The sequence below is a fragment of the Micromonospora andamanensis genome (assembly GCF_016863495.1).
Classification (GTDB): Bacteria; Actinomycetota; Actinomycetes; order Mycobacteriales; family Micromonosporaceae; genus Micromonospora; species Micromonospora andamanensis.
In genome coordinates this window covers 1-12,198 of the sequence record NZ_BOOZ01000028.1, presented here as the reverse complement: position 1 = coordinate 12,198, position 12,198 = coordinate 1, and the positions used below count along the sequence as shown (strand labels likewise).

The window sequence follows — 12,198 nt, the reverse complement described above, 5'->3', positions numbered from 1 at the left end:
GCAACCTACGTTCAGGTCCGCGCCGACTGGCCGGAACCGAAGGGATGAAGGCGCTCAGGTGGAGGTGCGGCGTGCCGATCGACATTGACGTGCCCCCCGGCCAGGTGCTGCTCCTGCTGGCCGGTGAGTGGTATCCGGAGCCGGGTAGGGCTGCCGGGCGCGATGTCCTCGTGTCGGTGGTCGCGGTGAGCCGTCAGGTCACCGACGGACTGGTCCTGACGCACGCCCACTCCTGTGACCACCGGAGTCCCGACTGTGGACGTCATCACTGCTGGGAGGCGTACGTCTTGGTGGCGGCCATCAGGGCGTGCCTGTCCGGCGCGCGATGACCGGCGGCGAGCCTGGCGACCGGCGGCGGTTGGCGGACCCGTCGCATCCTGACCGACACCGCCCTGGTCGCCCTTCCTGGGGCTGCGCGGGGTGCGGCGACGCGTGGCCCTGCGGCACGGTACGCGGCCACTTGCTGCGGAGGTACGGCCCGGATGTGTCCGGACTGTCCCTGGCGATGGCCGCCTGTTACTACGACGCCATCGCCGACCTGCCCGACGTGTCGCCGCAGGAGCTGCACCTGCGGATCGTCGGCTGGGTGCGTCGCGCCCAGCCCATCGCGGAGACCCGGTGCATGGGGTGCGTGCCGACGATCCTGCCCGGCATCGAGCACGACTGCGGCGGATCGAAGATCCCCACCGAGGAGGTGCGCTTCCGGTGTATCTGCCCGGAGCCCGAATGTCTGCGCAGGCAGGGACGCAAACCGTCCGCCGGCCCGGCGGCCACACCCCGACCACTACGGAGGCGACGGTGACGCGGCGCGTCGGCTGATGCCAGGGCCGTGTACGGGTTGTCCGTCAGGTGCCTCTTCGCCGCCACTCAGACAGGACTGTCACAAGTAACTGGCTGTGACACCAAAGGTTCGTATTGCCCGGTTCATGAGGAAGCTCCTTGCAGCTTGTAACTTGCATTGCTCTGATTCAAGCCCTGCTATAGCTTGTCGTAAGGCAAGTATCTGCTGGACGAGCTGTTACGGGGAGCTTCGTGCGTTATGCCATTGTGCGCTGTCCATGAGGGCGGCTGCTGTCGGGCTAGTTTGTTTTCTCCTGAGTCTGTACGCCGCCTGGGCGTTGATTCGAGCGTCCCGCAGAGTCGACCGCGACTTGCGCATTCTCGCGTCGCTGCCGCCGAGTCGGCAGGATGATCCGTCGCTCCATGAGGATGACGAACTGAAGCGGGCCGCCTGATTTATCTGCTTGCGATGCATTACCTGTTTGGGATGCGTCGCGGCGGCACCGTGCGCTTTATCGGTAATCCGGAAACGGGTTTTTCTTCGGCGGGATCGGCCTGTCGAATTCATATTGGGAGGGTGTGTGTTATCTCGTCAGGTAAGTGTCGGGGTGGCGTCGGTGTTCATCGCCGCGTCAACCCTGGTTGCGCTGCCGGTGCAGGCGGCGCCAGAGGCTGCGGTTCCGCCGTCCGCCGGAATTGAGCCGGTGGTGTCGCCGCAGTCGGGGCCGAACGTGTGGCTTTTCGACTCCGCGACGCAGCCGGCGGCTCGGGCGATGGTGGCGGGTGCGGCACCGTCGGTGCCGAAGGGCACCGGGCCGGTGCGCAACGGTACGCAGTTGTCGTTCTCGTTGACCGACCGATTGCAGGCGAAGGTCAACGTCGGCTCCGGGAACCTGCTGTTGACCAGCACGGAGTTGACGTTGCCGGGGATCGCGGAGAACGTGACCCTCGGGGCGTCGTTCAACAGCCTGCTGTTGGGCAGCGACATCGCCAACGGGGCGCACGGCCCGGGGTGGCGGACCCGCTCTGGAGTGGACGTACGGCTGATCGAGGCCACCGACGACAACTCGGTCACCTACGTGGCCGCCGACGGAGTGGTCGGGAAGTTCACCGCGTCGGGCTCGGGCTACACCTCGCCGGGTGAGTTCAAGGCGCAGTTGGCCCGCAACGGCACCGGCTGGAAGCTGACCGAGAACGACAGCGGCAAGGAGTTGTTCTTCACCTCGGACGGTGTGCTCGACAAGACCGAGGACCGTAACGACAACGTGGTCGACTTCTCCTACAGCGGGGGGAAGATGTCGACAGTGACCTCGGACCGGGGCGTCGGGTCGGTGCGTACGGCGGCGGTGACCTACACCGGTGATCGGCTGACCCGTTACCGGCACACCGGCAGCGACGGCAACTGGCGTGACGTGTCGTACGTCTACGACGCCAACAACCGACTCAAGACGATCCAGAGTGCGACCTGGCGCAAGGTGTCCTTCGAGTACGACGGCTCCGGTGACCTGACGAAGATCATCATGGAGGACGACACCTTCGTCACGATCACCTACGACGGGCAGCACCGGGTGACGTCGCTGACCCAGGTCACCGACAACGCCACGATGAAGGGCTCCACCACCCGCCTGGCCTACACCAGCTCCACGGTCACCGACGTGGCTGACCCCCGACAGGATCTGTCGCTGCCGGTCACCTCGGTGCCGCGCACCACCTACGAGCTGAACTCCAACAAGCGGGTCACGAAGGTCACCGACCCGGCCGGAAACAGCCGTAGCAAGACGTACACCCCGTTCAGCGACGTCGCGACGAGCGTCTCCGCCGAGGGCGGCACCACCACCAACACGCACGGCGCCAACAGCGGTCAGTCCCAGACGAAGTCCGAGTCGCCCACCGGTGCCAGCGCGTCGGCCGCGTACGCGAACACGGCGACCTCGACGAATCCGACGGCGAACTTCCAGCCGTCGTCGTCGATCAACACGCAGGGCAACAGCTCCACTTACACGTACAACGGCGCCGGCAACAAGACCTCAAGCACGGACGCCCTCGCCGCCGAGGCGAAGGTCGACTACAACAGCGACGGCACCGTCAAGTCGTCCACCGACCCCGGCAACGGCACAAATGCCACGACCTACAGCTACGACAGCGACAAGCAACTCAAGACGATGACGCCGCCGACCGGTAACACCCTGTCGGCGAAGACATTCACCTACGACACCTACGGCCGGCTGCGCACCGAGACCGCAGGGGGTTGCACCACCACCTACGAATACAGCCTCGACGACCGGTTGACGAAGACCAGCTATTCCGGCTGCGCCACCACTGGCACGGTCACCTACGAACACGGTGGCTCCGGGAACCTGCTGATCCGCACCGATGCCACAGGCACCACCATCTACCAGTACGACCAGCTCAACCGTCTGCGCAAGCGCACCGCCCCCGGTGCCCCGGAGCAGACCTACCGCCCCGACGCCGCCGGCAACCTCGACGAACTCATCGACGGGCGCGGCACCACGAAGTACTACTACAACACTCGCAACTGGCTGGTCCGGATGGACACCGCCGGCGGCACCCGCTACAACTTCGCCTACGACAAGGACGGCAACCGCACAAACATGTGGTTCGCCACCAACGACACCAACAGCACCTGGGCCCTGCGCGTCACCACCACGTACGACAAGTCCGACCGGCCCAAGCGCATCACGGCCACCCGCAACTCCACCACTCCCGCCACCGTCTTCGACGCCACATACTGCTACGCGAAGTACGTCTCCGGGCAGCCCTGCTCCACCGCCAAGGCCGACGACACCGGCATACGGCAATGGCAGAAGAACGAAGCCAACGGGCAGGTAACCCAGTACACCTACGACAAGGGCGACCGTCTCACCAAGGCCGCCAACCACCATTCCAAGACCTACGACTACACCTATGACACCAACGGCAACCGGGAGACCGTCAAGGTCGACGGCACCACCACCCAGACCCTGACCTACAACAGCGCCAACCAGGTCACCACGGCCAACAACACCTACGACACCCGCGGCAACCAGACCAGGACCAGCACGCCGGCGGTCAGCGGCATCGGCTACAACGCTGCACGGCAGATGACCACTGCCACCACCACCGGCACCACCACCTACGGCTACGCCGGCACCGACCAGGTCGAACTCACCCGTGCCGGTGGAATCAACCTGACCTACGGGTACGAAGACCAGCACGGCATGCCCTGGCTCCAGTCCTGGAAGAACGGCGTCAACCTGAACGCCTACGTCGAACGCGACGGCCTCGGCACCCCGCTCGGCCTGCGCATCGGCACCACCGACCACGCGTTCGTCCTCGATGGCCTCGGCTCCGTCGTCGCCGCCGTCAAAGCCGACGGCTCGTTGTCCGCCAGCTACACCTACGACCCCTACGGCAACATTCTCGGCGCTTCAGAAACGGGCCTCGGGCAAGCCAACATCCTCCGATACGCTGGCGGCACCTACGACCCCGCAACCGGCTACACCAAGTTTGGCCAGCGTTGGTACAACCCCACCCAAGGCCGCTTCACCCAGCAGGACAACCTCAGCTTTATCGGCAATCCGGGAAACGGCAACCGCTACGCTTATGCTGGCGCTAATCCGACTACCTTCATCGATCCCACAGGAATGGTAACGGAGGGTGAGTCGCTGAACGCGATGGGCATGATTCTTGGAACTGTGGTCGCATTGGGGGTGGGGGGCTTACTCACTGGCGGTTTTGGTGTTCCGGTGATCGTTGCGTCGATGGTTGCTGGTTGCGCTGGCGGGATGACATCCAATGTGATATCCACGAATGGTGATGTGTCGGCGAGTGGTCTGGGGTTGACGTGCGCCGTAGGGGCAGTCATGGGCTTGGCTGGAGGTGTCTTCGTGAAGGGCGGTTTCAAGGGATGAGTGACTTCAGTACTGCCGACAAGGGCGATGCGCCGCGGTTCCTGGTCCCGGTTCTGCTGCTGTTATCGCTGTCGTGTATGGCTGCCTTTCTGGCTCTGCTTGTCGTGCCGACCCTCGGCTGGATTGCGATCGCAATCGCGATCGCGGCGGTACTCGTCGTGCTAATAGCCTGGAGGGTGCAGCATGGCAGATGGAACGGCCAGCCGCCGCGAAAAGGTACGCAGCAGCTAATGCTCGCGGGTGGTAGTGGTCTAGTCCTATGGTTGCTCGGTATGGTGATCGCCCTCAACCTTGACTTGACGGTTTCCCTGCCCGCGTTAATGCTACTGGGGTGTGGTTTAGCGCTGATGTTCGTCGCTGGTCTGGCGGGGCGAGTAACGTCGAGGTGACGCGCCTTGCAACGTGGCCCGATGGTTGCGCAGCAACCATCGGGCCACGCATGCGTCGTGCGCGGGCCCGTGGCGCTGAACTGGGGATTCTCGGCTTGTGGTGAGCGGATCCCGGCGGCGCTGTCCTGGTTGTTGCGTTATTCGCGGTGATCACGGCGATTACGAGAGAGAAGAAGCCCGGGCGCGTAGGTAGAGCCGGCTACTGACCGGGCACCGTGCCCAAGGCGCACGGTGCCCGGTTGGTGGCCTCAGTTTGAAGGCTGATGTCAGGTTGCTACTACATTTGCGCTGCGGGTTGCTCCCCCGGGCGTGGCAGTGCGAGGATCACGAGGTCAGCCCGATCAAGGAGGGGGGTGCGTCGATGTTCACCATGATGCTGTCCGCGCCCCGCCTTGCCGGCTGACCGCTCATCCTCGCGGGGCACCTGTAGCGGGATCGCTGTCCCGTAACTCAGCGGACCAGACACGCCAGTTCTGACTGCCCCGACGTCCGTGCCCGCAGGGCCGCCTCCGACCCCGCCGCGCCGTGTCGTGCCTCTCGCAGGCTCGCCGGTTCCGGCGGTCCTTTGGCGGTAGCCGACAGGGCTGCGACGCCGGTGGCGAACACCACGAGGGACGACACATGAGCGCACGGATCCACAACATCGGAATCGACTGTCACGACACGTACGCCCTGGCCGGTTTCTGGGCCCAGGTCTTCGAGTGCCCCCGCCAGCCGGACGACTTCCCGGGCGATCCGGAGGCCATGCTGCTGCCGCCGGGTGGTCCGGAGGTGCTCTTCCTGGCGGTACCGGAGGGCAAGACGGTGAAGAACCGGCTGCACCTCGACCTGGAACCCACCGACCGGACCCGGGACGAGGAGGTCGAGCGGCTGCTCGGCATCGGGGCGCGGCACATCGCCGACCACATCGGGCCGACAGGTGCCGGTTGGGTGGTGCTCGCCGATCCGGAGGGCAACGAGTTCTGCGTCCTGCGGAGCGCCGCCGAGAAGGCGGCGGCCCGGCCGGCGGCGGAGGGAACCGTGACGGACGGCTGAGCGGAGCGACGCCGTGACATCGGAGCGGCGGGGTGCCGCCGCTCCGATGTCGGTCCCGCGTACGGTCAGCGGCCGATGCCGTCCAACGCGGCGACGTCCTCGGCGGACAACGGCAGCCCCGCGCCGACGATGTTCTCGCGCAGGTGCGCCACCTTCGACGTACCGGGAATCAGCAGGATGTTCGGTGAGCGCTGCACCAGCCAGGCGAGGGCGACGGACATCGGTGTCGACCCCGCCCGGGCGGCGACGGCCGAGAGCGCCTCGGACTGCACCGGCGAGAAGCCGCCCAGCGGGAAGAACGGCACGTAGGCGATGCCGTCGGCGGCGAGTTGCTCGATGAGGTAGTCGTCGTGGCGGTGGGCGAGGTTGTACATGTTCTGCACGCACACCACCGGGGCGACGGCCCGGGCCTCGGCGACCTGCTCCGCGGTGACGTTGCTGACGCCGAGGTGACGGATCAGGCCCTCTTGCTGGAGCGCGGCGAGCGTCTCGAACGCCTCGGTGATCGAGCCGGGCTGGGGGCCTGCGGCGTCACCCATGCGCATGTTGACCAGATCCAGGGTCTCGACCCCGAGGGAACGCAGGTTCTGGTGGACCTGCTCGCGCAGTTCCTCCGGTCGGCGGGCGGTCGGCCAGCCGCCCTGCGCGTCGCGGTTCGCCCCCACCTTCGTGGCTATGACAAGTGACTCCGGGTAGGGATGCAGTGCTTCGCGGATCAGCTCGTTCGTGACCCGGGGCCCGTAGGCGTCGCTCGTGTCGATGTGGGTGATTCCCCGGTCGACCGCTTCGCGCAGCACGGCCAGGGCACCGTCGCGGTCGGCGGGCGGCCCCATCACCAAGGGGCCGGCGAGTTGCATGGCGCCGTAGCCGAATCGGGTGACGGTCTGATCGCCGAGTGGCCAGGTGCCGCCGGGTAGGGAGGGAGTAGTGCTCATCGTGTCGCTTCCTCGCTGGTGAGAGGGTGGCGCGTTTCGCTTGCCTACGTCAGTCTTGGAGAGAAACTTTCCAACGGGAAGTAGGCACTCGAAAGTGCGTAACCCACCCAGCAGCAAGAGGGGCGCTCAGTGACGACGATGAAGGCGGCGCAGCGGCAGGCGCAGGCCCGGGAGGAGTACAACGCGTTCCTCGCGGTGTGCCCCAGCCGCCAGTTGCTCGACCGGATCTCGGACAAGTGGGTCGTGCTGATCCTGTGCGCGTTGGGCGGCGACGCCGCTCAGCGACCTGTCGCGTCTGACGCGCCGAGAGCGATGCGCTACTCCGAGCTTGCCCGCCTGCTGGCCGGCGTCAGCCAGAAGATGCTGACCCAGACCCTGCGTGCGCTGGAGCGGGACGGCCTGCTCACCCGTACCGTGACGCCTACCGTCCCGGTCACCGTCACCTACGAGCTGACCGATCTCGGTCTGTCGCTGCACCGCACGACACGCGAGATGAGGTACTGGGCTCAGGCCCACATGGGCGAGGTTCTGGCCCACCGCGACGAATACGACGCTTCCTGACCCGGCACCTGCCGGACTCCAGCCCGGCAGGCGACCCGGAGCGGCCGGCAACAGGGCTGGCGGGTCGCGTCCGCCGCCCTGTTGCCGGCCCTGCTCACTCGCGTTGCTGGACCTGGCTCCGAATGGTGACGAACTCGGCCTGAGCGTCGGCGCGGGACGAGAAGAACATCACGATCAGGCCGACGCTGCCCCGGTCGGCCCAGGTGCAGATGCCCAGCGGGACACCATCCGACCCGCCGTCGCCGCACCTCGCCTCGCCACCGAGCGGCCCCGGATCGACAGCTGCCATGTTCGTGAGGTCCAGTTCGGCGGAAAGTCCCTGGACCGCCGCGTCGAGTTCCTGCTTCGGATCGGACATCAGGCCGGACGCGCCCGCGATCATGATGAGGTCCTGGTCGGCCGGGTCACCGTAGAACGCGCCCACCGCGCTCGTCTCGTTGCTCACCGTCGCCTCGATGTTGCGGACCATGTCGTCGGCCGCCTGCTGCAACTCCGGGTCGGTGATCTTTGGTCGGCCGGCCAGGGTGTCCGGGGCGACCATCCGGGTCCGGGTGGCTTCCACGGCCTCGGTGACGTCATCCTTCACCGCGAACCAGATGGCGGTGCCACCGCCGCCGCACAGCACCAACAGGACCGCGAAGACGACAAGCAGGATCTTCCCGACCCCGAACTTCTTCTTCTGCGGACCTGCCAGGCCCGGACCGGCCAGCCCCGGACCGCCGAGCCCCGGCTCTGTGCCGCCGAATCCCGGACCCCCGGGATACGGCTGGCCGGGCGGAGGCAGAGCGCCGCCGGGCGGTGGGTAGGTGCCGGGTGGTGCCGGGTAACCGCCCGGCTGGGCACCGGCCGGCGGGTACGGCCCGACACCCGGTTGAGGATGCGGAGCTGGGCCGGCGTTCGGGTATCCGCCCGAGGGCGGATACGGCCCGGCGGCCGGCGGGTTCTGGTGCTCGTCCGGGGGGTGGGACATCCTGTCAGCTCCTGATCTCGGGTGGACCGGTCATCGTAGCCAGGTGGTTCATCCGTACCGTCGGCACCGAACGCGAATCGCGGTGGCCACCCTTGTCGGGTGACCACCGCGATCGGTGTCGTCAGGCCGGTCACCCGGCCAGGCTGGCCGCGCCGCGCGGCAGGAACCGCTTACCGGTGACCCGCTCGCTGGTGCCGGTCCGGTCCAGGTACGGCGTGACGCCGCCCAGGTGGAACGGCCAACCGGCACCGAGGATCATGCACAGGTCGATGTCCTGCGCCTCGGCCACGACGCCCTCGTCGAGCATCAGCCGGATCTCCTGCGCCAGTGCGTCCAGCGCGTTCTGGCGTACCTGCTCCTCGGTGAGCGGCTGGTCGCCGACCACCAGCAGCTTCGCCACCTCGGCGTTGATCTCGTCGTCGACCACTATCGGCTGGCCGGAGTCGGCGATCCGCTTGAGGTTCTCGCTGACGCCGAACCGGTCCGGGAACGCCGCGTGCAGGGTCCCGCCCACGTGGTGCGCGACGGCCGGCCCGACCAACTGGAGCAGGGCGAGGGGCCGCATCGGCAGACCCAGCGGGTCCAGCGCCCGGTTCGCCACCTCCAGCGGGGTGCCCGCGTCGACGGCGGCGAACACGGTGCCCAGGAATCGGGTGAGCAGCCGGTTGACCACGAACGCCGGGGCGTCCTTCACCAGCACACTCGACTTCTTGAGCTGCTTGCCGACGGCGAACGCGGTCGCCAGGGTGGCGTCGTCGGTCCGCTCGCCCCGAACGATCTCCAGCAGCGGCAGCACCGCCACCGGGTTGAAGAAGTGGAAACCGACGACCCGCTCCGGGTGCTCCAGCTCCGCAGCCATCTCGGTGATCGACAACGAGGAGGTGTTGGTGGCGAGCACCGCCTCCGGCTTGACGATCTTCTCCAGCTCGGCCCAGACCTGCTTCTTGACGCTCAGGTCCTCGAAGACCGCCTCGATGACGAAGTCGGCGTCGGCGAAGACGGACTTGTCGACCGAGCCGGACACCAGGCCGTACAGCTTCGCGGCCGTGCCCTTGTCCATCCGGCCCTTGCTCACCGCCTTCTCGATCTGGGTGTGCACGTAGCCCACGCCCTTGTCGACCCGCGACTGGTCCAGGTCGGTGAGCACGACAGGCACCTGGAGGCGGCGGGCGAACAGCAGCGCCAGCTGGCTGGCCATCAGACCGGCGCCGACGATGCCGACCTTCGTCACCGGCCTGGCCAGGCCCTTGTCCGGTGCGCCGGCCGGCCGCTTGGCCCGCCGCTGCACCAGGTCGAAGGCGTACAGGCCGCTGCGCAGTTCCTCGGAGAAGACCAGGTCGGCCAGGGCCTCGTCCTCCGCGGCGGTGCCGGTGGCGAAGTCGGCGTCCTTCGCCGTCTCCAGCAGATCGAGCGCCTTGTAAGCGGCCGGGACCGCGCCGTGCAGCCGCTGGTCCAGCGTCTGCCGGGCGAAGTAGAGCACGCCCGCCCACATGTCCTTGTCGACCTCGGGCCGGGTCACCTCGACCTGGCCCCGGACGACACCGGCGGCCCACTCCAGCGACCGCTCCAGGAAGTCGGCCGGCTCCAGCAGCACGTCGGCGATGCCCAGCTCGGCCGCCTGCTTCGGCTTGAGCATCTTGTTCTGCATCAACGGGTTCTGGATGATCACCTGGGTGGCCGCCGGGATGCCGATCAGGTTCGGCAGCAGTTGGGTGCCGCCCCAGCCCGGGATCAGACCGAGGGAGACCTCCGGCAGCGCCAGCGCCGCCGCGCCGGCCGACAGGGTCCGGTAGTGGCAGTGCAGGGCCAGTTCCAGACCGCCGCCCATCGCCGCGCCGTTGACGAAGGCGAAGGTCGGTACGGAGCTGTCCTTGAGCCGGGCGAAGACCCGGTGACCCAGGCGGCCGATCTCCAGCGCCTGCTCGCGGTCCGCGAGCTGCGGCAGGCCGGTGATGTCCGCGCCGACACAGAAGATGTACGGCTTTCCGGTGACCGCGATGAACGCCGGTTCGGCCGCGAGCGCGGCGCTTATCGCCTCGTCCAGGCTGGTCAGACCGGCCGGGCCGAAGGTGTTCGGCTTGGTGTGGTCGAATCCGTTGTCCAGGGTGATCAGAGCGGCCGGGCGGTCCAGCCCCGGCACGTTCACCTGCCGCAGCAGCGCCCTGGTGACGACCTCGTTCGGTGCGGCGAGCGCGCTCACTTGTCTCCACCCTCCTGCGCGGACCCGGTCCAGTGCGGGTTCTCCCAGATGACCGTGCCGCCCATGCCGATGCCGATGCACATGGCGGTGAGGCCGTAGCGGACCTCCGGGTGCTCGGCGAACTGCCGGGCGAGCTGGGTCATCAGCCGTACGCCGGAGGAGGCGAGCGGGTGACCGATGGCGATCGCGCCGCCCCACGGGTTGACCCGCGGGTCATCGTCGGCGATGCCGAAGTGGTCGAGGAAGGCCAGCACCTGCACGGCGAACGCCTCGTTCAGCTCGAACAGGCCGATGTCGTCGATGGTCAGCCCGGCGATCCGCAACGCCTTCTCGGTCGACGGGATCGGGCCGACGCCCATCACCTCGGGCTCGACGCCGACGAAGCCGTACGAAACCAGCCGCATCGCGACCGGCAGGCCCAGCTCGCGGGCGGTGGCCTCGTCGGCGAGCAGGCTGGCGGTGGCGCCGTCGTTGAGACCGGCGGCGTTGCCCGCGGTGACCTTGCCGTGTGGGCGGAACGGGGTCTTGAGGGTGGCGAGCTTCTCCATCGAGGTGTCCCGGGGCGCCTCGTCAACAGTGGCCAGGCCCCAGCCGTTCTCCTCGTCGCGGATCGCCACCGGAACCAGGTCGTCCTGGAGCTTGCCGTTGGCGTACGCCTTCGCGGTCTTCTGCTGGGAGGCGAGGGCGAACGCGTCGGTGCGCTGCTTGGTGATGTGCGGAACCCGGTCGTGCAGGTTCTCCGCGGTGGAGCCCATCACTAGCGCGGACGGGTCGACAAGCTTCTCGGCGATGATGCGCGGGTTCGGGTCGACGCCCTCACCCATCGGGTGCCGGCCCATGTGCTCGACGCCACCGGCGATCGCGATGTCGTACGCGCCCATGGCGATGCCGCCGGCGACTGTGGTCACGGCGGTCATGGCCCCGGCACACATCCGGTCGATGGCGAAACCCGGAACCGTCTTGGGCAGGCCCGCCAGCAGCGCGGCGGTGCGGCCGATCGTCAGGCCCTGGTCGCCGATCTGGGTGGTGGCGGCGATGGCGACCTCCTCGACCCGCTCCGGCGGCAGTTGGGGGTTGCGGCGCAGCAGCTCGCGGATGCAGCGGATCACCAGGTCGTCGGCGCGGGTGTTGGCGTACATGCCACCCGCCTTGCCGAAGGGGGTGCGGACACCGTCGACGAAGACGACATCCCGGACTTCACGGGGCACGATGAGCCTCCTATTCGACCACGATCCGGTCCGTCGCGCCGCAGGCGCATGACGGACCGAACAAGGGTCGCCAGCACTGGCGTTTCCCCGATGCTACTCGCCAGTAATAACACCGCGCCCGACCTCCCCCCTGTAACCCACCCCACACTCCGCCCACCTCCTCCCGCCCCCACCCACTGCGGTGATCAAGAAGTTTGCGTCAGTCCGAC

General features: G+C 67.7%; 10 protein-coding genes. 6 read left to right on the top strand and 4 right to left on the bottom strand.

The window, feature by feature from the left end:
- Positions 1–71: 71 nt before the first annotated feature.
- The 5 genes from Van01_RS22130 to Van01_RS22110 all read left to right on the top strand — a co-directional run bounded on the left by Van01_RS22130 (position 72) and on the right by Van01_RS22110 (position 6,115).
- Positions 72–329: a hypothetical protein gene (locus tag Van01_RS22130; RefSeq protein WP_204010871.1), complete on the top strand. Its 258-nt coding sequence runs from the start codon at positions 72–74 to the stop codon at positions 327–329.
- A 155-nt stretch (positions 330–484) separates the two neighbouring features.
- Positions 485–802 (top strand): hypothetical protein, encoded by a 318-nt coding sequence (locus tag Van01_RS22125; RefSeq protein WP_204010870.1) that lies wholly within the window; start codon positions 485–487, stop codon positions 800–802.
- Between the two features lie 547 nt (positions 803–1,349).
- On the top strand, positions 1,350–4,691 hold the full coding sequence (locus Van01_RS22120) for an RHS repeat-associated core domain-containing protein (RefSeq protein ID WP_239099223.1): 3,342 nt from the start codon (positions 1,350–1,352) through the stop codon (positions 4,689–4,691).
- Positions 4,688–5,080 carry a hypothetical protein gene (locus tag Van01_RS22115; protein WP_204010869.1) on the top strand — a complete coding sequence of 131 codons (393 nt, stop codon included), beginning with the start codon at positions 4,688–4,690 and terminating at the stop codon, positions 5,078–5,080. The genes Van01_RS22120 and Van01_RS22115 overlap by 4 nt, the downstream gene beginning before the upstream one ends.
- A 621-nt stretch (positions 5,081–5,701) precedes the next feature.
- Positions 5,702–6,115, top strand: a complete 414-nt coding sequence (locus Van01_RS22110) for a VOC family protein (RefSeq protein WP_204010867.1) — start codon at positions 5,702–5,704, stop codon at positions 6,113–6,115.
- 65 nt (positions 6,116–6,180) lie between these two features.
- Here Van01_RS22110 and Van01_RS22105 read toward each other — a convergent pair whose 3' ends face one another.
- A complete protein-coding gene (locus tag Van01_RS22105) occupies positions 6,181–7,050 on the bottom strand; it encodes an aldo/keto reductase family oxidoreductase (RefSeq protein WP_204010865.1) in 870 nt (289 codons plus the stop codon).
- Positions 7,051–7,188: 138 nt separating this feature from the next.
- Here Van01_RS22105 and Van01_RS22100 point away from each other — a divergent pair, with 138 nt between their 5' ends.
- Positions 7,189–7,611 carry a winged helix-turn-helix transcriptional regulator gene (locus Van01_RS22100; protein WP_444543476.1) on the top strand — a complete coding sequence of 141 codons (423 nt, stop codon included), beginning with the start codon at positions 7,189–7,191 and terminating at the stop codon, positions 7,609–7,611.
- A gap of 94 nt (positions 7,612–7,705) precedes the next feature.
- Here the strand turns inward: Van01_RS22100 and Van01_RS22095 are convergent, their stop codons facing one another.
- The 3 genes from Van01_RS22095 to Van01_RS22085 all read right to left on the bottom strand — a co-directional run bounded on the left by Van01_RS22095 (position 7,706) and on the right by Van01_RS22085 (position 11,989).
- Positions 7,706–8,581: a hypothetical protein gene (locus tag Van01_RS22095; RefSeq protein ID WP_204010860.1), complete on the bottom strand. Its 876-nt coding sequence runs from the start codon at positions 8,579–8,581 to the stop codon at positions 7,706–7,708.
- A 130-nt stretch (positions 8,582–8,711) separates the two neighbouring features.
- A complete protein-coding gene (locus Van01_RS22090) occupies positions 8,712–10,781 on the bottom strand; it encodes a 3-hydroxyacyl-CoA dehydrogenase NAD-binding domain-containing protein (protein ID WP_204010858.1) in 2,070 nt (689 codons plus the stop codon).
- Positions 10,778–11,989, bottom strand: coding sequence for a thiolase family protein (locus Van01_RS22085; RefSeq protein WP_204010856.1), 1,212 nt, complete (start codon positions 11,987–11,989; stop codon positions 10,778–10,780). The genes Van01_RS22090 and Van01_RS22085 overlap by 4 nt, the downstream gene beginning before the upstream one ends.
- Positions 11,990–12,198 lie beyond the last annotated feature (209 nt).

What these genes read in the sequence shown, in the direction of transcription:
- Van01_RS22115 (WP_204010869.1), top strand. Translation starts at nt 4,688, where the DNA reads ATGAGTGACTTCAGTACTGCCGACAAGGGCGATGCGCCGCGGTTCCTG.
- Van01_RS22110 (WP_204010867.1), top strand. Translation starts at nt 5,702, where the DNA reads ATGAGCGCACGGATCCACAACATCGGAATCGACTGTCACGACACGTAC.
- Van01_RS22105 (WP_204010865.1), bottom strand. Translation starts at nt 7,050, where the DNA reads ATGAGCACTACTCCCTCCCTACCCGGCGGCACCTGGCCACTCGGCGAT.
- Van01_RS22100 (WP_444543476.1), top strand. Translation starts at nt 7,189, where the DNA reads ATGAAGGCGGCGCAGCGGCAGGCGCAGGCCCGGGAGGAGTACAACGCG.
- Van01_RS22095 (WP_204010860.1), bottom strand. Translation starts at nt 8,581, where the DNA reads ATGTCCCACCCCCCGGACGAGCACCAGAACCCGCCGGCCGCCGGGCCG.